General features: G+C 70.2%; 14 protein-coding genes. 6 read left to right on the top strand and 8 right to left on the bottom strand.

Features of this window, described 5'->3' with window-relative positions; genetic code table 11:
• Positions 1-14 precede the first annotated feature (14 nt).
• Genes ABD156_RS27185 through ABD156_RS27195 form a run of 3 tightly spaced genes read left to right on the top strand, consistent with a single transcriptional unit; the run spans position 15 to position 12286 of the window.
• Positions 15-9878 carry an amino acid adenylation domain-containing protein gene (locus ABD156_RS27185; RefSeq protein ID WP_344279593.1) on the top strand — a complete coding sequence of 3288 codons (9864 nt, stop codon included), beginning with the start codon at positions 15-17 and terminating at the stop codon, positions 9876-9878.
• A gap of 41 nt (positions 9879-9919) precedes the next feature.
• Entirely contained in the window at positions 9920-11230 is a 1311-nt protein-coding gene (locus ABD156_RS27190) for an MDR family MFS transporter (RefSeq protein ID WP_377926641.1), read from the top strand.
• Complete coding sequence (locus ABD156_RS27195) at positions 11231-12286, top strand: 3-deoxy-7-phosphoheptulonate synthase (RefSeq protein WP_344279597.1); 1056 nt, start codon at positions 11231-11233, stop codon at positions 12284-12286. It begins immediately after the preceding gene.
• On the opposite strand, the gene ABD156_RS27200 is transcribed toward ABD156_RS27195, so the two are convergent.
• On the bottom strand, positions 12283-13128 hold the full coding sequence (locus ABD156_RS27200) for a LuxR C-terminal-related transcriptional regulator (RefSeq protein ID WP_344279600.1): 846 nt from the start codon (positions 13126-13128) through the stop codon (positions 12283-12285). The genes ABD156_RS27195 and ABD156_RS27200 overlap by 4 nt on opposite strands.
• Positions 13129-13219: 91 nt before the next feature.
• On the opposite strand from ABD156_RS27200, the gene ABD156_RS27205 reads away from it, so the two are divergent.
• A complete protein-coding gene (locus tag ABD156_RS27205; RefSeq protein WP_344279603.1) occupies positions 13220-14848 on the top strand; it encodes an AMP-binding protein in 1629 nt (542 codons plus the stop codon).
• A 31-nt stretch (positions 14849-14879) separates the two neighbouring features.
• Positions 14880-15761 (top strand): SDR family oxidoreductase, encoded by an 882-nt coding sequence (locus tag ABD156_RS27210; protein ID WP_344279605.1) that lies wholly within the window; start codon positions 14880-14882, stop codon positions 15759-15761.
• Between the two features lie 2 nt (positions 15762-15763).
• Here the strand turns inward: ABD156_RS27210 and ABD156_RS27215 are convergent, their stop codons facing one another.
• The gene (locus tag ABD156_RS27215) at positions 15764-16342 is read right to left on the bottom strand and encodes a PadR family transcriptional regulator (RefSeq protein WP_344279608.1); all 579 of its coding nucleotides are present in this window, start codon (positions 16340-16342) and stop codon (positions 15764-15766) included.
• A 46-nt stretch (positions 16343-16388) separates the two neighbouring features.
• Here ABD156_RS27215 and ABD156_RS27220 point away from each other — a divergent pair, with 46 nt between their 5' ends.
• Positions 16389-17033 carry a VC0807 family protein gene (locus ABD156_RS27220; protein WP_344279611.1) on the top strand — a complete coding sequence of 215 codons (645 nt, stop codon included), beginning with the start codon at positions 16389-16391 and terminating at the stop codon, positions 17031-17033.
• A gap of 14 nt (positions 17034-17047) precedes the next feature.
• Here the strand turns inward: ABD156_RS27220 and ABD156_RS27225 are convergent, their stop codons facing one another.
• Genes ABD156_RS27225 through ABD156_RS27250 form a run of 6 tightly spaced genes read right to left on the bottom strand, consistent with a single transcriptional unit; the run spans position 17048 to position 22856 of the window.
• Positions 17048-17632, bottom strand: coding sequence for an SMI1/KNR4 family protein (locus tag ABD156_RS27225; RefSeq protein WP_344279614.1), 585 nt, complete (start codon positions 17630-17632; stop codon positions 17048-17050).
• A gap of 53 nt (positions 17633-17685) precedes the next feature.
• On the bottom strand, positions 17686-18648 hold the full coding sequence (locus ABD156_RS27230) for an NAD(P)H-dependent flavin oxidoreductase (protein WP_344279617.1): 963 nt from the start codon (positions 18646-18648) through the stop codon (positions 17686-17688).
• Positions 18645-20216, bottom strand: coding sequence for an AMP-binding protein (locus ABD156_RS27235; protein ID WP_344279620.1), 1572 nt, complete (start codon positions 20214-20216; stop codon positions 18645-18647). Before ABD156_RS27235 ends, ABD156_RS27230 begins: the two co-directional genes overlap by 4 nt.
• The gene (locus ABD156_RS27240; protein ID WP_344279623.1) at positions 20213-20953 is read right to left on the bottom strand and encodes an enoyl-CoA hydratase/isomerase family protein; all 741 of its coding nucleotides are present in this window, start codon (positions 20951-20953) and stop codon (positions 20213-20215) included. Before ABD156_RS27240 ends, ABD156_RS27235 begins: the two co-directional genes overlap by 4 nt.
• Positions 20953-22143, bottom strand: coding sequence for a CaiB/BaiF CoA transferase family protein (locus ABD156_RS27245; protein WP_344279626.1), 1191 nt, complete (start codon positions 22141-22143; stop codon positions 20953-20955). Before ABD156_RS27245 ends, ABD156_RS27240 begins: the two co-directional genes overlap by 1 nt.
• A complete protein-coding gene (locus ABD156_RS27250) occupies positions 22140-22856 on the bottom strand; it encodes an enoyl-CoA hydratase/isomerase family protein (protein ID WP_344279630.1) in 717 nt (238 codons plus the stop codon). Before ABD156_RS27250 ends, ABD156_RS27245 begins: the two co-directional genes overlap by 4 nt.
• Between the last annotated feature and the right edge of the window lie 7 nt (positions 22857-22863).

The following is a 22863-nucleotide window of genomic DNA, read 5'->3' on the forward strand; positions in this document are numbered from 1 at the left end:
CCAGGAGACACCTGTTGAGCACCGCACTTGCCACCCTCGAGCTGACCAGCGCCCAGCTGGGCATCTGGAACGCGCAGCGGCTGGAACCGGATTCGCCTTACTACCTCGTCGGCGATGTCATCGAGATCTCCGGCGCACCGGTCGATGTCGCGGCGCTGGCCGAGGCGATCCGGGCGACCGCCGAGGAGGCCGAAAGCCTTCGCCTGCGGGTGCTCGACACTCCGGACGGCCCGCGGCAAACCGTGTCCGCCGAGCCGGTTCCGTTGCCGGAGATCGTTGACCTGCAAGGGGAATCGGACCCGCTGGCGGCCGCACACGCACGGGTCGCGGCGGAGCGGCAGCGGGTGGCCGAGGCGTGTCGCGGCATGCTGGACCGGGCGTTGTTCTCGCACCTGATCCTCCGGCTTTCCGACACTGAAGTGTGGTTTACCCAGCTCGGCCACCATTTGGTGTTCGACGGGTACACCGCGGCGATGCTTGCCCGCCGCACGGCCGCCCGGTACACCGCCGCGGTGCGGGGCGAAGAGGTGCCGCCGTCGACGTTCGGCCGGTTCGCCGACCTGGTGGACGCCGACCGTGCGTACCGGATGAGCGAGCGGTTCACGAAGGACCGCGCGTACTGGTGCGATCGGTTCACGCCGATGCCGGAGCTGGCCGAGGACGCGAGCGCGGCCGGACTGCCGGAAGCGACATTCACAGCGCGCGCCGAACTCACCGCGGACGAGGTCGCCGGTCTTGCCGAGCTGGGGAAGCGCGCCGGGACGACCTGGGGTGACGCGCTGATCGCGTCTTACGCGGCGTTCCTGCACCGGGTGCTCGGGACGGCGGACGTCGTGTTCGCGGTGCCGTTGATGTGCCGGGTGGGGGCGGCGTTGCGCACTCCGGCGATGGCGGTCAACGTGCTGCCGCTGCGGGTCCGCGTGCAGCCGGGCGACCGGCCGGAGGAGCTGACCGCGCGGGTCGCGGAGGCGCTGCGGGAAATGCGTGCGCACCAGCGGTATCGGGGCGAGAATCTGCCGCAGGATCTGGCGGTGCCCGGCGCGGGAGCGTTGCTGCACGGACGCGGGATCAACCTCAAGGCGTTCGACCTGGAGCTGGCGTTCGGCGAAGCGCGCGGGACGATGCGGAACGTCGCGGGCGGGCCGCCCGAGGACATGGGGCTCAGCGTGCTGCCGACGACCGGCGGCGGGCTGCTGCTCGGGTTCGAGGTCGATGCCCGGTCGCAGGATCAGGCTGGCGTTGACGCGCAGCTCACGGCGTTGAAGGCGTTGATCTCCGCGTTCACTGGGGCGGACGCGCCGGTGGTCGGCGGGGTGGACCTGGTTCCGGACGTCGATGCGTTGCTCGCCGAGTGGTCGACGCCTGCCATTGCCGCGCCGGAGGTCCGTGAAGGGCTCCTTGAGGGAATCAGATTCCCTCAAGGAGCCCTTCACGGACAGACCGCGCTGGTCTGCGGCGACGAGCGGCTCACCGGCGACGAGGTGCTGGACCGGGTGCACCGGCTAGCGCGGGCGTTGCGGGCGCGGGGCGTCGGGGCGGACGACGTGGTGGCGCTGGCGTTGCCCCGGTCGGTCGATCTGGTCGTGGCGCTGCTGGCGGTTCTCGACGCCGGTGCGGCGTTCCTGCCGCTGGACCTGGCGCATCCGGCGGAACGGTTGCGCTCGCTGGTCGCCGAGGTGACCCCGAAGCTCGCCATCACGGACTCCGATCTGCTGCCGGGAGTGCCGCAGCTTCGGTTGGACGAGCCGTTGGTACAGACCGAGATCGACGGGTATTCGGCGGCGGAGCTGTCCGATGTGGACCGCCATCCGGAACATCTCGCGTACGTCATCTTCACCTCGGGCTCCACGGGACAGCCCAAAGGGGTGCTGGTCCGGTCCGGCGGGCTGGAGACGTTGCTGCGGAACCATCGAGCGACCACGGTCGCCGAGACCGCGCAGGGGTGGCGGCTTCGCGTTGCGCACACGTATTCGTTCGCCTTCGACTCGGCGATCGAGCAGCTGCTGTGGATGCTGTGCGGGCACGAATTGCACGTCTACGACACGGAAACCGCACGCGACGTCGACGCGTTGCACGCCGCTTTCCTGCGCGACCGGATCGACGTCATCGACACGACGCCGTCGATGGCCGCGCCGTTGTTGGACGCGGGTTCGCTCGATCCGGCGTTGCTGGTGCTCGGCGGCGAGGCGACGCCGCCAGCGTTGTGGCAGCGGGTCGCGTCGTCCGGCATCCGGGCGCGCAACATCTACGGCCCGACCGAGGCCACTGTGGACGGTGCCAGTGCACCGATCACCGGAGCCGAACCGGTGATCGGGTTCGCGGTGCCGGGCACGAGGGCGTACGTGCTCGACGCCGCGCTGCGCCCGGTGCTGCCGGGCAGTCGCGGGGAGTTGTACCTCGCCGGGCCGCATCTGGCTCGCGGTTACGTCGGCCGTCCGGGCGGGACGGCGGAGCGGTTCGTCGCCGATCCGTTCGGGCCGCCGGGGGAGCGGATGTACCGCACCGGCGACGTCGTGCGCTGGCTGCCGGGGCGCGGTCTGGAGTACCTGGGGCGGCGTGACGGGCAGGTCAAGATTCGCGGCCACCGCGTGGAATTGGGCGAGGTCGAGGGCGCGCTGGGCGCGGTGCCGGGCGTGCGGGCTGCTGCGGCGGCGGTACGCGGGCCGCGGTTGATCGGGTACGTCGTCGGTGCTGGGCTCGTAGCGGAGGACGTTCGCGCGACGCTCGCGCAGCGGTTGCCGGAAGCGATGGTCCCGGCGGCGGTCGTGGTGCTGGACGAACTTCCGGTGACCGGCAACGGAAAACTCGACCGGGCCGCGCTGCCTGCCCCGGCAGCGGCAGACGGCGGACGCGAGCCGCAAACCGAGCGGGAACGGTTGCTGTGCGCGGCGATCGCCGAGGTGATCGGTGTTGAGCGGGTCGCGGTCGACGATGACTTCTTCGCTCTCGGCGGCGATAGCATCACGGCGATCAGCGTGAGCAGCCGATTGCGGGCGCACGGGCTCGACCTCCGGCCGCGGGATTTGCTGGCGCGGCGCAGTTTCGCGGCCTTGGCGGCGGCGAGCCGGGATCTGTCCGAACCGGACAGTGAGCCGGACGAGCCGATCGGCGAGGTTCCGGCGCCGCCGATCGTGCGGACGTTGTTCGACCTGAATCCGGATCTGGACGCGATTGTCGGCTATGCACAGTGGACAGTGCTCCGGGTGGACGGTCCCGTGCCCGGGCTGTGCGAAGGCGTTCAGGCGATTCTGGATCACCACGACGTGCTGCGGCTTCGCGTCGAATCCGATGGCTCGTTGGTGATCCGGCCGCGGGGCGCAGTCGCGGCGTCGGTCCGCGAGGAGACGGGGAATCCGGCTGAAGCGGCGGAGCGGCTGGCGTCCGAATTGGACCCGCGCGCCGGGGAGATGCTGCGGGTCGCGCTGGTGGGGGACCAGTTGGTGATCGTCGTGCACCACCTGGCGATCGACGGGGTTTCGTGGCGGATTCTGCTGCCTGATCTGCAGACCGCGTGCGAGGGCGGAGTTCTGGAGCCCGTGCGCACTTCCTGGCGACGTCATGCGCTGGCGCTCGCCGAACAGGGCGCGAGCGGTGCGCGGCGCGGGGAGCTGGAGTACTGGCGGTCGGCGCAGAAGAGCAAGCTCGACCCGAGGCGCGACACCGTTGCCACCGCGCATCGTTCGGTCACCGTCGCGAGCGAAGAGGAAAGCACGGCGATCCTCACGACGCTGCCCGCGGCCTATCGCGCAGGAGTCGACGAGGTGCTGCTCGCCGCGCTCGTGCTAACGCTGCGCGGCGACGAAGACGCGTTGACCGTCACGATGGAGGGCCACGGCCGCGAAGGCTTGGATCTCGCGCGCACCGTCGGCTGGTTCACCGCCGAGTACCCGGTCCACATTGAACTGTCGGGTGTGGACACACTCGATCGGTTGCTGCGCGCGGTCAAGGAAGCGCGTCGAGCAGTGCCGGACGGCGGGGTCGGGTTCGGCGTCCTCCGATACCTGGATCCCGGTGCTGAGTTCACGCCGGAAATGCCGGACGTTCTGCTCAATTACCTCGGCCGGTTCACCCCGCTGTCCGGCGGCTGGCAGCTGCCGGACGAGGATCCGTTCGCCGTGATCGAACCGCCCGCGAAGGCGTTGGAGCAGGTCCTCGCGCTGAACTGCTTCGTCCGTGAGGACAGCGTGCCGCGGATCGCCGTCGAATGGACCGCCGCCAGCCGGGTCCTGCCGCCGGAAGAGGTCGAACGCCTCCAGGAAGCATGGGACGCGGCACTCGCCGCGCTCGCCAAGCATGCGCGGGAGACCGCCGGCGGCCTCACGCCGTCGGACCTTCCGCTGGTCAAGCTGACTCAGGACGACATCGACGCCCTCGAACAGCAGGGCCCGCTCGCTGACGTCTTGCCCGCGACGCCGTTGCAGGCCGGGCTTTCGTTCCACACGCTGACGCGCGGCGGTCCGGACGTCTACACCGTGCAGGCGGTCACCCGGCTCGAAGGGCAGCTCGATCCGGACCGGATGCGAGCCGCCGCCGGGGAACTGCTGCGGCGGCACCCGGCGCTGCGCGTCCACCTGCACACGACGGCGGCGGGCGAGGTCGTGCAGGTCGTGCCTGCCGAAGTGCACCTGGACTGGCGGCACGTCGAGCACCCGGAGAATGCCGGCGGCGAATGCGCGGCCGAGCTGACCCGGCCGTTCGACCCGGCGGTGCCGCCGCTGATCCGGTTCCTGCTGCTCACCCTCGGCCCGGCCGAACACCGGCTGGTCCTGACGATCCATCACGCGCTGCTCGACGGCTGGTCGATGCCGCTCGTCGGCCGCGCCCTGCTGGCCACCTACGCCGAGCTGGGCGGCGGACCGGCCGCTCCGGTCGCGCCGTCTCTCACGGAGTACCACCGGGTGCTGGCCGCTCGCGACCACGACGCGGCCGTCGAGGCCTGGCAGACCGCATTGGCTGGCCTGGAAGAAGGAACTCGCCTCGCGCCGGCGACCACGGAGTCCACTTCAGACCGTCCACAGCGGATCTGGGTGGGGCTTGGCGCGGAGTTCAGCGAACAGCTGCGCGTCTTCGCCCGCGAGCGCGGGGTGACGTCGACGGCGGTGTTCCAGACCGCGTGGGGCGTTCTGCTGGCGCGGCTCACCGGACGTCAAGACGTGGTGTTCGGCTGCCCGGTGTCGGGCCGTCCGTCCGACGTTCCCGGTGTAGAGGCGATGATCGGCCAGCTCGGTACGACCATCCCGGTGCGCGTGACGTTCGCGCCGTCCGATCCGGCCGCGGAGTTGCTGGCGCGGGTGCAGGACGAGAACGCGCGGCTCACCGACCACCATCACCTCGGCCTGCCGGACATCCAGCGCGCGGCGGGCGTCGGCGATCTATTCGACACGATGCTGGTGATGGAGAACTTCCCGCTCTCCAGCCGGGAACGCGAGCCGCTCGCGCCTGGGCTGGACCTCGCGGGCGTCGACATCACCGACGCGACGCATTACCCGCTGACCGTGATCGTGCTGCCCGGCGACGAGATCGCGATCGGCCTCGGCTATCAGCCGAACTCCTTCGACGAGCCGACGGTGGAGGCATACGGCCGCTGGCTGACGACGCTGCTGCACGAGATCGTGGCCGACCCGCACCAACCGATCGCGCGGCTGCGTTCTCTTGGCACGGAAGAGGAAACAGCTCTGCTCCAGCGAGGAACCGGCCCGGAACCAGAGCGAGAAGCCGGTACCTGTCTGGAGGAATTCGCTCGCTGGGTAAGGGAAACTCCGGACGCCGAAGCCGTGGTGTGCCGGGATCGCCGCCTGACCTACGCGGAACTGGACCGGAAAGCGAACCAGCTCGCGCACGCGTTGCACGCGGCCGGGGTGCGGGAACAGGACCCGGTCGCGGTGCTGCTGGAGCGGGACATCGAGCTGGTCGTCGCGCTGTTCGGCGTGCTCAAGGCCGGTGCGGTGCATGTGCCGATGGACCCCGCGTATCCCGCGGAACGCCTGGCGCATCTGGTAAAAGACAGCGCGCCTGCCGCCGTGGTGTCCACTTCGGATCCTGGCTTCGGCATTCCGGTGATTGACCCGGTTGTCCTGAATGGACCGTCCACTTGGGACGAGGCGGTCCCGTCGCCGGATTCGCTGGCGTACGTGATCTACACCTCCGGTACCACCGGAAAACCCAAGGGCGTCGCGATCACCCACCGCGGCCTTCCGAGCCTGGTCGCGCTGCAGGAGGACATCGTCGGCATCCGGCACGGCGAGCGGTACCTGCACTTCGCGTCCACGAGTTTCGACGTGTCGTACTGGCAGTTCTTCCTCCCGCTGCTGTCCGGCGGCACCTCGGTGATCGCGCCGGAGGAGGTCCGCGGGTCCGGCGACGACCTGCTCGCCTACGCCGCCCAACACCGCGTCACCGGGCTGAACCTGCTGCCGTCGTTCCTGTCCGCGATTCCGGACGACGCGACGGTGGACCAGGAGGTGTTCTTCGTGGTCGGCGCCGAACGGCTCGACCCGGAGCTGGCGCACCGCTGGGGCGGCCGGCGGGCGCTGTTCAACGCCTACGGCCCGACCGAGGTCACGATCAACTCCGTCACCTGGGTGTACTCCGCCGACGATCCCGGGCCGCTGCCGATCGGCAGGCCGGACCCGCAGGTGCGGGCGTATGTGCTGGACGCGGGGCTGCGGCCGGTCGGGACCGGCGTCACCGGCGAGCTGTATCTGGCCGGGCCGAAGCTCGCGCGCGGCTACGTGAACCGGCCGGGGCAGACCGCGGAGCGGTTCGTGGCCGACCCGTTCGGCGCGCCCGGCGACCGGATGTACCGCACCGGCGACCTCGTGCGCTGGCGGCCGGACGGGCAGCTGGTGTTCCTCGGCCGCGCGGACCACCAGGTCAAACTGCGCGGGTTCCGGATCGAACCGGGCGAGATCGAATCGGCGCTGGCGCGGCATCCGGACGTGCGGGCCGCGGTCGTGCTCGTGCGCGAGGACCGGCCGGGGGACCGGCGGCTGGTCGGCTACGTCGTGCCGGTCGACGGCGCGGACCCGGATCCGGCCGCGCTGCGCGAGTACCTGGCCGCTGAGCTGCCCGCGCACATGGTGCCGTCGGCGGTGCTTTCGCTGGAGCGGTTGCCGCTCGGGCCCAGCGGAAAGCTTGACCGGGCCGCGCTGCCCGCGCCTGGACCGCGCAATGTCGCTGCGGCTCGGCAACCGGCGACCGAGGCGGAAACTGTGCTGCTGCAGGTGGTTCGGGAGCTGCTCGGCCCGGACATCACGATCGACGACGGGTTCCTCGACGCCGGCGGCGACAGCATCGCGTCGCTTCGGCTGGTCGCGCGTGCCCGGCGGGAGGGCCTGCACCTGACCGCGCGGGACGTCTTCGAAGGCGGCACGATCGCCGGGATCGCGGCCCGCTGCGGCGACAAGACCGGCGTGGTGTCGCCGGATCTCACTCCTGCAGTCGGGGACGCGCCGCTGACGCCCGTCATGCGTGAACTGCTGGAACGCGCTGGTTCGGACGCGGACGGGTTCTGCCAGTGGGTCGAGGTCTGCGTGCCGTCCGGTGGCGATGTGCCGAAGTGGCGGGCGGCGCTGGACGCGGTGCTCGAACGGCACGATGTGCTGCGTTCGCACTTGGCCGGCGAGGTGCTGCGCGTTCCGGAACCGGGCACGGTGACCGGCGCGGACGTGCTGATGGTCGTCCCGGCGGGCGAGGACGCGGATCTGCGGGCGTTGCTGGACGACCAGATCGCGGCTGTCCGGTCCACAATGGACCCGCGGACCGGGCCGATGCTGCGTGCGGTGTGGGTGGATGCCGGACCGGCGCGTCCGGGGCGGCTTGCGCTGGTCGCGCATCACCTCGTCGTGGACGCGGTGTCGTGGCGGATTCTTCTCGACGACCTTGAGCAGGCGTACCTCGGCCACCAACTGGCGGATCGCGGGCCGTCGTTCCTCGGCTGGGCGCGCGCGTTGGTCGCGGCCAAGTCCGCTCGGGAGGTGGAAAGCCCGCACTGGCAACGGGTTTCGGCTTCCGCCCGGGCAGTGAGCGGATCTGCGCGGCACCACGAGATCGAGATGTCCGCGGAAGTCACGCAGGCGGTGCTGACGACGTTGCCAGGCGCGTACCGGACCGGTCCGGACACCGTGCTGCTCACTGCGTTCGCGCGGGCTTACCAGGCCTGGCGCGGTTCGGAATTGCTCGTCGCGCTGGAGAGCCACGGCCGTCCGGACCACACGCCGGACTTCGCCGGAGCGGTCGACCTGTCCCGGACGGTCGGCTGGTTCACCGCGATGTACCCGGCGCGGATCACCCCGCCAGCGGGGGAGACGGCGATTGCCGCGGTCCGCGATCAACTCCGCGCCGCCGGCGACGGGCTCGGGTTCGGAATCCTCGGCGGAACGTCGACCGGCGCGGACGTCAGCTGGAACTACCTCGGCCGATTCGAGGCGGCACCGCAGGCGGAGACGCCGTGGCAGCGTCCGCCGGACGCCGATCCGCTCGGTTCCGCCGGCGGACCGCTCGGGCACGCGTTGATGGTGAACGCGATGGTGCGCGACGACCGCCTGGCCGTGCGGTTCACCTGGCCGTCCTCGGAGTTCAGCGCGGACGAGGTCGCGGCTTTGGGCGCGGCGTTCCAGCAGGAACTCGCGGCGCTGGCCGCTGCGGTACCCGCTGGCGAGCTGCTGCCGCTGACGCCGCTGCAGGAGCTGATCCTGCGTGAATCGCGGGCGGCTGACGAGGATCCTTACCCGGTGCAGGCGGCGTTCTCGCTGGCCGGAGCACTGGACGTACCCGCGTTGGAGGCGGCGGCGAACGCGCTGGTGCGGCGGCATCCGAACCTGGGCGCGGTTTTCCCGGCCGGGCACGAGGTGCAGGTGCTGCCGACGGAACCGCGGGTCGGCTTCCGGGTGCGCTCGGTCGCGGATGACGTCGAGCGGTTGCTCGCCGAAGATCTCGCCGAGCCGTTCGATCTCGCTGGTGGGCCGTTGCTGCGGGTCACCGTGCTCCGGCGCGGCCCGGATCGGCACGAACTCGTGGTGACCAGCCATCACCTGCTGTCGGACGGCTGGTCGGCGCCGCGGATTCTGGCTGAGTTGTTCGCCGGGTATTCGGGCGAGTCGCTGCCGGAGGCGGTGCCGGTGTCGCGGTACACGCGGTGGCTCGCGGCGCGGGACCATGCGGTCAGCGGGCACGCGTGGCGAGCGGAACTGGCGGGTCTGCCGCCGCGGGAACTCCTGAGTGGACGGTCTGCGGCGGCCGAGCCGGAACTGTTCACTGTGGACGCCGAGCTGGTCTCCGCCTTGACTCGGGCCGGTGCCGAACACGGGGTCACCGCGGGGACTTTGCTGCAGGGTGCGTGGGCAGCCGTGCTCGCCGCGCGCGCTGGGGTGGCCGATGTCGCGTTCGGGGCGATGGTGTCCGGCCGGACGTCCGAAGTGGACAGTGTCGAGGAGATCCTCGGACTGCTCGCCAACACCGTGCCAGTACGAGTTCGGTTCACCGGCACGGTGGCGGAGACCCTCGCGAAAACCCAATCCCGGCAACAGGAATTGCTGGCGCATCAGCACGTCGGCCTGGCGGAGCTGTGCGCGCTGACTGGCCAGGACCGGTTATTCGACAGCCTCGTCGTGTTCGAGAACTACCCGGTGGACCCGGCGAAATTGCGCGAACCGGCACCTGGACTGACGATCACCGGGACCCGCTTCCGCGAACGCACGCACTATCCGATGACGGTGACCGTCGTTCCCGAACTCGCGGGTGGCTGGTCCGGCGTATTCGGTTACCAGGCCGGGATTCTGTCGGCCGCCGAAGCCCGGTCGCTGGTAGCGGACCTGCTGCGCTTCCTGGCCGAGCTTCCCTCGCGGCTGGACGAGGACGCGGGCGAGTGGCTGCGGTGAACCTGTGGCGGACCGCGTTCGTGCTCGTGCTGGGCACGTTCATGGCTACCCTCGACAGCACGATCGTCTCGGTCGGCGTCGAGACGCTGGCGCAGCGGTTCGACGCGTCCGTCACTGAGGTCCAGTGGGTCACCACGGCGTATCTACTGGCGGTGGTGGCTGCGGTTCCCGCGTCCGGCTGGCTTGCGGCGCGGTTCGGCGGGAGGCGGACGTGGCTGACCGCTGTGGTCGTGTTCGTGCTCGCGTCGCTGTTGTGCGGGCTCGCGAGTTCGCTGCCGATGCTGGTGGCGTTCCGGGTGCTGCAAGGGCTGGCCGGTGGTCTGCTGCCGCCGACCGGGCAGGCGTTGCTGGCGCGCGCGGCCGGGCCGGAGCGGATCGGACGGCTGATCAGCGTCGTCGGGGTGGTGCCGTTGCTGTCGCCGGTGCTGGGTCCGCTGGCGAGCGGGGCGATCCTCAACGTCGCGGACTGGCCGTGGCTGTTCTACGTCAACCTGCCGGTCGGAGTCGTCGCGGTGCTGCTCGGGCTCCGGTACGTCGCCGCGGATGCGCCGACTGATCCGCGCGAGCCGTTCGATTTCCGCGGCGCGGCTTTGCTTTCCCCCGGACTGGCTGCGGTCGTGTTCGGTCTGACCGGGTTCTCCGACGGATATCCGAAGCTGCTTTCCTCCGCGGCGGTCGTGGTGGGGTTGCTGATGCTGGCGGCGTTTGTCCGGCACGGATTGCGGGTGCGAGCGCCGTTGCTGGATCCGCGATTGTTCACCCGGCCGCCGTTCGGCGCTGCCGCGTTGGCGTTGGTCGTGCTGGGTGCGTCGGTGTTCGGGACGATGTTCCTGCTCCCGTTGTATTTGCGACGCGGTGCCGGGCTGGGCGCGTGGGACACCGGATTGCTGCTGGTGCCGCAGGGAATCGGCGCAGCCGCGGGTTCGGTTCTGGTGCAACGCATTGTGGACCGGGCGGCTCCGCGGACGCTGGTGTTGTCCGGGATCGGCCTGGTCGCGCTGGGCACGGCGGCGTTCACTCAGCTGGGTCCGGAACTTCCGGATGTTGTGTTGGTCATTTCTTTGTTGCTGCGCGGATTCGGAGCGGCGATGATCAGTGCGCCGGTGCTCGCGTTGGTGTACCGCAGTCTTGAGAAGACGCACCTGCCGAAAGCGGCTGGTGCGCTGAATCTGCTGAACACATTGGGCGGTTCGGTCGGGACCGCTGTTCTCGCGCTGGTGTTGCAAAACCGTTTGGCCGCACGAGGTGTCGACGTCGCGGCGGCCTTCGCGGACACGTTCTGGTGGGTGCTCGGACTGGTCGTGGTGGCGGCTGCCGGGGCGGCGAAGCTGCCTAAGGAAAGGAGCCGGTAGATGCAGGACACATTGCCCAGCCCGGTGGAGGTGACCGCCGGGGTCGCGCCGGACATCGCGCGGCACCGCGAAACGGTCTCGGCGGTGCTGGCCCGGCGCGATCCGCGGTTGCTGGTGATCGTGGGCCCGTGCTCGGTGCACGATCCGGAGGCAGCGCTGGAATACGCCGGGTTGCTGGCCGGCGCGGCGGCCCGGTATGCGGACGACCTCGTGGTGGTTTTGCGGGCATACTTGGAGAAACCGCGGTCCGTGACCGGCTGGACCGGGTTCCTCCCGGACCCGACCCTGGACGGCAAAGGCGATCTCGCCGCCGGCGTCCGGCTGGGCCGGCAGTTCCTGCTCGACGCGGCGGCGACCGGGCTGCCGCTGGCGTACGAGTTCGTGGATCCGGTGCTGGCGCCGTATGTCGCGGACACGGTGAGCTGGGGTGCGATCGGGGCGCGGACGGTGGCCAGCCAGCCGCACCGGCAGCTGGCGTCGTGGCTGCCGATGCCGGTGGGGATGAAGAACTGCGTGTCCGGACGGCTGGGGCCCGCGGTGGACGCGATTCGCGCGGCCGGGGCGGCGCACGCGTTTCCGGGGCTGGGCGTGGACGGGCGGATGAAAACCTTGCGCAGCAGCGGGAATCCGGACGCGCACCTGGTGCTGCGCGGTGGTCCGGCGCCGAATTACGACGCGGCGTCGGTCGCCGAGGCGATGGCGGTCTTGGGAGAGGCCGGGCTGCCGCGAAGAACCGTGGTCGATGCCGCGCACGGGAACAGCGGGAAGGACCACAACCGGCAGCCAGGCGTGGTCGCCGACGTGGCGGGGCAGATTCGCGACGGGGCGGCGATCGCCGGGGTGATGATCGAGTCGTATCTGCGGGACGGGGCCCAGGATCCGGAGCGAGTGCCCGCTGATCCGGCGGTGAGCCGGACGGATCCTTGCCTCGGGTGGGAGCGGACTGTTCCGTTGCTGGAGTCGCTGGCTCTCGCCAGCCGAGCGCGTCGTGAGAAGGTCGTGAGGGGAACCCTGAGGGACTCAGAGTCCCTGAAGGTGGCCCTCACGGACGGCTAAGGCAGCAGGTTGGCGCGGCGCGCGGCGTTGACCGCTTGGAGGCGGGTCTTCGCGTCCAGCTTCCGCATCGCGTTGCGCAGATAGCTCTTCACCGTTTCCGCGCCCAACCCGAGCGCCTCGGCGATGTCCGCGTTCGTTTGCCCGGCCGCGGCTCCGGCCAGGACGTCCAGCTCGCGCGCCGACAGCGTCGGTTGCGGGCCTTCCGGCGCACCGCCGGCGAGCGAGCGGCAGACGGCGTCGAGACGATCGCGCAACTCCGGATCGTCGAGGGAAGCGGCGATGCGACGGAGCTCGGCATGGCTGTCCCGGACCGTTTCGCGATCGGCCGGTTCGCCGGACCCGACGTCCGGGACGGGGGCGAGCAGTTCCAGCCGGCGCCGCACCTCGGCGCGGATCGCCAGCTCCTGCTCCAGGTCACGGGCCACTTCGACCATCGCGGTGACCGAGCGGTCGCCGAAGCGGACGTGTTCGCGGACCGCTCCGTAGAGGACCGCTCGGACGGTGCGGGACACGATCACCGGCACCGCCATTACCGAGCGCACGCCCTCGGCCTGCACGGCGCGGTCGAAGTGGTGGCTGATCGCTTCGCTGGTGTAGTAGTCCGGCAGCACCACCGGTTTCCGCACGCCGATCGCGCGCCCGCCCAGGCCCTTGCCCTCCGCGACGACCAGGCCGAGCAGCGACGTCGTCGAGTTCCCGACCAGCTCGGTCATCCGCAGCCGTCGACCGTCGGCGACCACGCCGCCGAAGGACAGCGGGACCTGCGCGGCTGCGCGCAGCCGCACCAGCGCGCGACGGACCTCCGCGACGTCCTCGGCCGGGCCGGGATCGGTGACGGGCATCGGGGCGTCACCCCTTTTCGGGGGTAGTGGGCCTGCTGACGTGCGGTGATAGTACCGCCGACACCGGCCAACGACGACCGTGGAGCACGCTGTGAGCCCTGAGCGGACCACCTTCGACCTGCTGCAGACCTACGCCGCGCCGGACGCGGACGCGACCCGTTTGCTGTGCGGACGCCATCCCGCCGACGCCGTCGCGTTCACCCTCGTCGAGGACGACCTCAGCAGCCGCGACCTCACGTACGGCCAGCTCGAGGCCGCTTCCGCCCGGTTCGCCGCCGCGCTGGCCGCGCACGGCGTGCGTCCCGGCGACCGGGTCGCGACGCTCATGGGCAAGTCCGCCGAACTGGTCACCGCGCTGCTCGCGATCTGGCGGCTCGGCGCGGTCCATGTGCCGTTGTTCACCGCTTTCGCGCCGCCCGCGATCGCCCAGCGGATCGTCGGCAACGGAACCCGCGTGGTCGTCGTCGACGCAGGTCAGCGCGCCAAGCTCGACCCCGGCGAGGACCTGCCCGCCGACCCGTCGCGGATCGTCGTGACGACCGGCGAGGCGTCCGGCGGCGATCTGTCCTTCGCCGCGCTGCTGGACGAGCCGCACCCGCTGCCCGACCCGGTCGCGGTCGGCGGCGACGGCACGCTGGTCGAGATCTTCACCTCCGGCACGACCGGCACCCCGAAGGCCGTGCCGGTGCCGCTGCGCGGGCTCGCCGGAATCCACTCCTACCAGCAGTTCTGCCTCGACCAGACGGACGAGGACGTCTTCTGGAACGCCGCCGACCCGGGCTGGGCGTACGGGCTGTACTTCGCCTTGCTCGGCCCGCTCGCGACCGGACGGCGCAGCCTGCTGCTGCACGCCGGCTTCACCCCCGAACTGACCTGGCAGGTGCTCGAACGCTTCGGCGTCACCAACTTCACCGCCGGCCCCACGGTGTACCGCGCGCTGCGCAGCTCGGGCCTGCCGGTGCCGGCCGGGCTGCGGCTGCGGCACTGCTCGTCGGCGGGGGAGCCGCTGACGCCGGACGTCGTGACCTGGGCCGAGGAGGCGCTCGGCTGCCCCGTGCGCGACCACTACGGCCAGACCGAAACCGGCATGGTCGTCGGCAACGCTTGGCATCCGGCCCTGATCGCGCCGGTCAAGACCGGGTCGATGGGACGGCCGCTGCCCGGGTTCGCCGTCGAGGTGCTGAAGGCGGGCAGCGACGAGATCGCGGAGGCAGGCGAAACCGGCCGCGTCGCGATCGACGTGTCCGCCAGCCCGCTGATGCCGTTCTCCGGCTACCGCGACGCCCCCGAGCGGACCGCGGAACGCTTCAGCGCCGACGGCCGCTGGTACTACACCGGCGACATCGCCGCCCGCGACCGCGACGGCTACCTGACCTTCGGTTCCCGCGACGACGACGTCATTCTCATGGCGGGCTACCGGATCGGCCCGTTCGAGGTGGAAAGCGCGCTGACGCAGCACGAGGCCGTCGCGGAGGCCGCGGTGATCGGCGCGCCGGACGAATTGCGCGGCGAGCTGGTGGTGGCCTACGTCGTGCTGAACCCGGGCGTCGACGGGTCGGACGAGCTGGTCGACGAGCTGAAGCAGACGGTCAAAACCCGTCTGGCCGCACACGTTTACCCGCGGCGGATCCATTTCGTGGCGGAACTGCCGAAGACGCCGAGCGGCAAGATCCAGCGTTTCGCGTTGCGGGGCCGGGAGCTGAGCACGGTTTCGAGCTGAGTTTTCGGCCCGCTGGTGCCACACTGGCCCGATGCCGCCTGATCTGCACGGCCGGGTCGCCCTCGTCGCGGGGGCGACCCGCGGTGCCGGGCGGGGCATCGCCGCCGCGCTCGGCGAGGCCGGGGCGACCGTGATCTGCACTGGGCGCAGCAGCCGTCTCGGACTCCGGCGTTCGGACTACAACCGGCCGGAGACGGTCGAGGAGACCGCTTCGCTGGTCTCCCGGCTCGGCGGGGTCGGCGTTCCGGTCGTCGCGGATCATCTGGACCACGACGATGTCCGCCGGCTGGCCTCGTTCGTCTCGTCCGAATACGGTCGGCTTCACTTGCTGGTCAACGATATCTGGGGCGCCGAGCGGCTCAAGGGCGGTCCGGCGGACTGGAATACGCCGGTGTGGGAACACGACCTCGACGCGGGGTTGCGGATTCTGCGGCTCGGTGTGGAGACACATCTGGTCACGTCGCATTTCCTGCTGCCGCTGCTGATCCGCGAGCCTGGCGGGTTGGTGGTCGAGGTTACCGACGGGACCTTGGCGCACAATGCTTCGCGCTATCGGATTTCGGTGTTTTACGACCTGGCCAAGGCTTCGGTGAATCGGCTGGCGTTTTCGCAGGGGCACGAGCTTGCTGCTTACGGTGCCGCGGCGGTCGCGGTGACGCCGGGGTGGCTGCGGTCGGAGATGATGCTCGACGCTTACGGGGTCACAGAGGAGAACTGGCGCTCGGCCTTGGAGGCTGGGGCTCCGCCCGGGTTTGCCGAGTCGGAATCGCCGCGGTACGTGGGCCGCGGGGTGGCCGCGATGGCGGCGGACCCGGGGCGGGATCGGTGGAATCAGCGGTCGGTGAGTTCGGCGGAGCTGGCGCGGGAGTACGGGGTGACGGACTTGGACGGGCGGCAGCCGGACAGCTGGTGAGGTCAGGTGTATTGCTGCCAGCTGAGGTCACCGGTCTCCAGGTCTGCGCACACTTCGCGAAGCCACGTCAGTTCCGCTGTGACAACGGCCGTGCGGTGTTCGTGCTCCAGCAGATGCAGCCGCGGGACATAGGCCTCACGCGAGGCGCGGAGCACTGCTTCGGTGGTGTCGAGCCGTTCCTGCAGTGCCTCGATCCGCTGCCGCAGCTGAGCCAGGGCGTCTTCCGGGGTGAGCAGGTGCAGAAAAGACACCGCCGCCGGGAAGAGCGGGAACTCCGCAGCCGGGGTCGCGACGCCAGACCGGACCGCGCTCAGCAACGTTTCCCGCCCGGCCGGAGTGATCTCGTAAAGCGTGCGCTCGGGTCGCCCTTCCGCGCGTTCGACAGCGTGCACGCGGACTAGTCCGTCGCGCACGAGCCGCTCCAGCGCGGTATGCAAACCCGACCGGGTGCGGACATTCACGACCAGGTCGACGCCGCGTTCCTTGATCAGCTGCTGCATCCCGTAGGCGTGTCGCGGTTCCTCCGCCAGGAGCGCGAGAACCGCTAGAACGACCGGCGACAGGTTCCCTCTAGGTGCCATAGTCTGTATCGTACTAGTCTGTAACAGGCTATGAGGGGAGGGGCTGATGGAGGGCCGGAGTCTTGGTACGGCACTGCTCGAGGTCGCGGTCTCCGTCGGGGGCTATTACGTGCTGCGTGCCTGCGGGGTGGGTGTCTTCTGGTCGTTGACCGGACCGGCGCTGGCAGTCGCGGCGCTCGCCGTGGCTGCGACGATCCGCCGTCGCCGGCTCGACCTGGTCGGGCTGCTGGTCCTGGTCGAGCTGGCCACGACGCTCACCCTGACGCTGGTGACGCAGAACCCGCGAGTGGCCGCGTTGCGCGAGGCAGCTTACGTTCTGGCAGCCGGGATTTTCTGTTTGGCCACACTGTTTCGGCGGGCTCCGCTGACGCACGTTTTCGCTGCGTCGGCCGCGAGTTTCGGCGACCCGGCGCGGGAGCGGGCTTTCGCGTACGCGTGGGGTTCCGTGCCGCGGTATCGGCGGTGGCAGCGCGCGTTGACCGCGTCGATGGGCGCGATTCTGCTGGCCGCGGCAGTGGCGCGGGCAGTGATCCTGCTGAGTGCGCCGGAGGCAGGGCTCGCGCATGCGGTGGATGTGTCGAATACGGTGACGCTGTCCATGCTCGGTGCGCTCGGCGTGGCGAGCGGGGTGCTGATCCAGGTGCCGCGGCGGATCATCGAGCGCCTCGCGTCAGCGGAGACAGACGGCTGATTTTCCGTGCTCGGTCAGCGGTATTCCTTGTGGGGCAGCCATTCGCCGTCTCCCAGGTGGGTTGACGGGACTCGGAAGATCGGTTTTTCGTAGCCGAGATCCATGCGGAGGATGTTGTCCTCGCCGGTACGGGTGAGGACCTCCCAGACGACCTCGACCATTCCGCCGGGGTGCTCGTTCCACTCGGACATGCCGCGGTCCCAGAAGACCACCGGCCAGTGGTTCGGGTTTTCGGAGCTGGTCCGCCAGAAGAACACGCCGCCGCAGGTGTCGTCGGCCCAGGGGAGGAGGCCGCCGGGTTCGGGGAACAGTCGGTAGTCTGTGCCTTCGAGTTTGTTGTTCCATGTGCCGGAGAAGGACTCGAGCACGCCGTGGATGTCTTCACGGACGAACTCGGCCAGGTCGATGCGCGCGTCGATGGGATTGCTGAAGTTCACGGCGCCGCGGAAGCAGCCTGACGGGAACTTGGCCATCAGCGCCTTGTAGTCGTCGGGGACGCGGATGCCGACGGCCTGTTCAACGTCAGCCCAGTCGCGGCCTCGGCGGATTCCTCCGGTCCATCCGGTGATTTCGACGATCTCCTCGATCGGTTGGCTCACCGGCGCATCCTACCGAAATTCGATCATCAGCAGGATTGCACCGAACGGAGCAATCAACCCTCAAACTGAGGCAAACGACGCACCGCCGCCGCGTATTCCTCCGTAATCCGCGAGACGATCTCCGCTGCCGGAAGGATTTCGCTAATCAGCCCAGCCGACTGACCGGCCTCCACCTTTCCCGCGGCGACATCACCGTGCAGAGCGGCGTCCTTCAGCGACGAAGCCTGGAAAACCTTCCGCCGCAAAGACTCCTCGGCACCCGAGGCCTCCAGCTCCGCCATCTGCGCGGTGAAATCGTTCGACAGCGCGCGGATCACGCCCAAACCTCGGCCCACCGTGCGGGTGTCGTCGACGCCGGCGGCCAGCACTGCCTCCTGATAAGACCGATGCACAGTCGCCTCGGAGCTCGCCAGGAATCGGGTCCCGAACTGGGCCGCGCCCGCGCCCAGGGCCAGCATCGCGGCCAATCCGGCGCCGTCGGCGACCCCGCCGGAGGCGATTACCGGGATCGACGGCGCTGCGGAAACCACGGCACGCACCAGAACCTGCGTGGTGACCATCCCGGGCGGCGGATGTCCGCCGGCCTCGGCTCCGACTACCACCAAACCGTCGACGCCGGCGGCGGAAGCCTTCAAAGCGTGCGAGACTCCGGCGACGACGTGCAGGCACCGGGTCCCGACGGCGTGGAACCGGTCCAAATACCGTCGCGGCCCGCCTTGGGAGGCGATCAGCACGGGAGGGCGGCGCGCGAGCAGAAGGTCGATGACCTCGTCCGCGCCAGCACGGTAGAGGGGCAGGTTCACGGCCCACGGGCGGTCGGTCCCGGCGGCCATGTCGTCCAGAACCCGGGTCAGGTCGGGCAGGCGCATCGGGCCTGCGGCGACCACGCCGAGGCCGCCGGAATTGCTGACGGCCAACGGCAAAGCCGAGGAAGACGAAGCCCACGACATTCCGGCTTGGATGATCGGCAGGTCCAGGCCCAGCAAGTCGGTGACCGAGGTGCGCAGCCGCGTCATGAGTTCTCCAGCAAAGCTCGGGCGTAGCGAGCCAGTTGGTTCTTTTGCACCTTGGCGCTGGCGGTCATGCCGATGGCCTCGAAACCGTCCACAATGCGCAGATGTCGGGGGACTTTGAACCCAGCCAACCGTTCTTTCGCCCACAAGAGCAGGTCTTCTTCCGAAATGCCCGGCGATGTCAGGACGACAAAGGCGAACGGCACTTCGATCAAGCGCTCGTCGGGGACTCCGACGACAGCGGCCTGGCGGACGGCGGGGTGGCGGTGCAGCACGTCTTCGACATCGGCGGGGGCCACGTTTTCCCCGCCGACCCGGATGATTTCCTTGGTGCGGCCGGTGAAATGGAACCGGCCGGAATCGTCGAGCAGGCCGACGTCCCCGGTGGACAGCCAACCCTCGGCGTCGACGGTCTCGGCGGTGCGGACGGGGTCGTCCAGGTAGCCTTGCATGACGTTCCAGCCGCGCACCAGTACCGAGCCGGGTTCGCCGGGGGCGCAGTCGTGGGTGTCGTCCAGGGAACGGATGCGGATTTCCACGCCGGGTTCGGGCGCCATGGCGCCGGAGGCGCGGATTTCTTCGGGTTCCCACCAGGCGGATTGGGCGACGTTGGGGGAGGCTTCGGAAAGTCCGTACCCGGCAACGCATTCGCGGGCGCCGAGTTCGTCAATGACCCGGCGCACGACGGTCGGCGACGCGGCGACCCACGCGCCGCGCAGGGAAAGGCGGCGGTGCGGACGATCGGGGTGGTTGAGCAGGAGCAGCGCGATCGTGTCGTTTCCGGAGAAGTGCGTGCAGCGCTCAGCTTCCAACAGCCGCAACGCTTCTGCTGGTTCGAACTTCGGCATCGTCACCAAGGTGGTGGCGTGTTGCAGGGAGGACAGCACAGACAGCGTGCTTCCGGCGACGTGGAAGAACGGGCGCGCCGAGTGGAATCGGTCGCCGGGGCGCAAACCCAGGCGGGCGCCGGAAAAGAAGGCGTCGGCGCACATGCTTCGGTGGGTCAGGAGGACGCCCTTGGGACGCGACGTCGTGCCGGAGGTGTATTGCACGAGAAGGAGATCGTCCGGGGTGGCAACGGGTTCGGCGGGAGAACCGGCGGCCAGGAAATCGGTCCAGCTGTCTTGGCCCAGGATGATGATCCGCTTCAAAGAAGGCAGGGTCGCGCAGCCGGGTTCAATGCCTGCGTCGCCAAAAAGCTGAGGAAAGTCGACGTTCAAGACACGCTCGGCGGCGAACAAAGTGCTGACGCCGGCGTGGGCGAGCGTGTAGTGCACCTCGTCCGCGGTGAACCGAGTGTTGACGGGCACGACCAGCGCGCCAAGAGAACCCAAAGCCAGAAACAGCGTGACCCACTCGGGCGTGTTGCCCAGGCAGAGTCCGACCCGGGAGCCGCGGCCGATGCCCGAGGCCGCCAGAGCACCGCGCACCCGGTCCACTTCAAGAGCCAGTTCCCAGTAGGTGATCCGGGCGTCGGCGGTGACGACGGCTTCGACGTCGGGAGCCAGCAGGGCAGCCCGGGCAAGGGCGTCCTGGACGGTGAGCGGGCAGGCGGTGCGCAGGTCGGTCATCGGGTCTCTCCAGTGAACCGGGCGACGCCGTCGCGCCAGCTGCCGTCGGCGAGGTTCTGTTCGATGGCGGACATTTCGATCCGGATGCCGCGGTCCAGATCGGTTTCCGCGCCCAGGTCGACGGCGCGTTTGGTCAGGGCGATCGCGCCGGGCGGGGCGGCGGCGACGGCGGTGGCGACCTCGGTTCCGGCGGCGGCCAGGTCGGGGACGACGCGGTTCACGAGACCGAGCGAGGCAGCGTCCACAGCGGACAGCGGCGTGTTGGTGAACAACAGTTCCTTGGCGCGGCGTTTCCCGATGGCCCGCTGAAGGCGTTGGGTCGCGCCGACGGTGCCCCAATGCGGTTCCGGGAACCGAAAGACAGTGCCCGCCGCGGCGAGAGCGAAGTCGGCGGCGAGGGTGATCTCCCCGCCGGAGCCGACAACGGTGCCGTGCACCAGCGCGACAACGGGACAGCGGCAGGCCTCGATCGCCGCGTAGGCCGCGAAGGAGGCGACTCGGCGGCGGCGGACCCAGGCGGCGTCCTTGCCGGTCCGTTCCTTCAAATCGGCACCGGCGCAGAAGACCGGACCGGCGCCGCTGAGCAGGACGACCCGGGCCGCTGAGACGTCAACTGCGTCGAAGGCTTCCTTCAGCGCGTGGCACATCGCGAGGTCCACGGCATTGCGCGCCGACGGCCGGGCCAGTTCGACACGGGCGATTCCGTCGGTGACGTCCAGCGTCACGCGTTCGTTCATCAGATCACTCCCGCGGCCCGCAGGCCCTCGATCTCGCCGTCCGACAGTCCCGCCAAGTCGCGCAGCACGACGTCAGTGTCCGCGCCGAGCACCGGCGGCGTGCCCGGTGCCGGGGCGTCTCCGGCAGTCTCGCGCAACGGCGTGCGCAGCGCCGGGAACGAACCTTCGACGGGATGCGTGAACTCGCCGACGACGCCGCGCGCGACGGCATGCGGATCGGCCAGCGCCTCGCGGACCGAACGCACCGCGCCAGCGGGGACCTCGGCCGCCAGCAGTTCTTTGACCAGCTGGTCCCGGTCGTGCTGGGCGATCGCGCCGCGCAGTGCCTTCATCACGCGCGCGCGGTGCTCGACGCGGCCCGCGTTGTGCTGCAGCGAAGGATCAGCGGCCAACGCGGACAACCCGAGCACGGTGCACAGCGGCCCCCAATGCTGGTCGCTGCCGCTGATGTGCAGCCATTCGCCGTCCCCGGCCTGGAACGCCGCCGACGGCACCCGCCCCGGATGTTCGGTCCCGGTGCGGACGGGGTCCTCGCCGAGCGCGAACAGCCGGGCGGCGTTCAGCGCGTGCAGGCTGAGCTGGACGTCCATCATCGCCACGTCGAGGTGGCGGCCATGACCATCCGCGGACCGCCCGGCGAGCCCGGTCAGCACCGCGATCACCACCCACAGCCCGGACGTCAGGTCCGCCACCGGCACGCCGGTTTTCGCGGGCGGACCCGCGGGATCGCCGGTCATCGCCATCACCCCGGACAGCGCCTGGAACACCGTGTCGTAGCCCTTGCGGTGCGCGTCCGGTCCGGTCTGGCCGAAGCCGGTCGCGGACACCAGGACGAGGCCGGGGTTTTCCGCGGACAGTTCGGCGTAGCCGAGGCCGAGCCGGTCGAGCGTGCCGGCCAGGAAGTTCTCCACGACGACGTCGGCGCGCGCGGCCAGCTTTCGCACGACATCGCGGCCGCGCGGGTCCTTCAAGTCCACAGTCACCGATTGCTTGCCGCGGTTGAACGCGAAGAAATACGCGCTCTCACCGTGCGGCAGCCGGGGTTCGAAGCCGCGCGTTTCGTCGCCGGTGCCGGGGCGTTCGACCTTGATCACGGTCGCGCCCAGTTCGGCGAGGATCTGGGTGGCCAGCGGCGCGGCGAGGACTCGGGAAAGGTCCAGCACGGTGACCCCGGCGAGCGGCCCGGTCATGAGCGGAACCCGCGCATCAGCGCGTTGACGTCCTGGCCCGCCCGCATCGCGGCGTCCGTCGGGAGGTCGGCGACGCGGTAGAAGAGGTCCTTGGCCGCGGCGAGCGCGCGGGGTTCGACCGAGGCCCAGCGCTGCGCGATGGCGAGCGCGGCGGGCACGATCTCGGCAGGTTCGACCACCTGGTTCACCAGCCCGTACGACGCGGCTTCCGCGGCGGTGAGCAGCCGACCGGTGCTGACCAGCTCGAACGCGAGCTTGCGGCCCAGGTGCCGGACCAGCCCGGTCATCACCAGCGCGGGCACGATCGAATGCTTGAGCTCGGGATATCCGAACTTCAAATCCGACCCGGCGACCACCAGGTCCGCCCCGATCGCCAGCCCGGCACCCCCGCCGACAGCCGCCCCGCGCACCGCGCTGACGACCGGGACCGGCAGCTGCTGCATGCGCGTCTGCAGCCGGGCGGTGAGCGCGGCGCGTTCGAGAACAGCTTCCGGCTGATCAGGGGTGAGCGACGAGAACTCGTTCAAATCAGCACCGGCGCAAAAGCCGCGCCCAGCCCCCGTCAGAACGACCGCGCGGACGCTCGGGTCCCTCCCAGCTTCGTCCAAAGCAGCGTCGAGCGCGCGAGTGAGCGCGGTGTCGAGCGCGTTGAGTTTGTCCGGCCGATTCAACGTAAGAACGCGGACGGCGTCGTGATTTTCGGTCAGCAGCACAGGTTTC

The organism is Amycolatopsis albidoflavus, from assembly GCF_039525725.1.
GTDB classification, from domain to species: domain Bacteria; phylum Actinomycetota; class Actinomycetes; order Mycobacteriales; family Pseudonocardiaceae; genus Amycolatopsis; species Amycolatopsis albidoflava.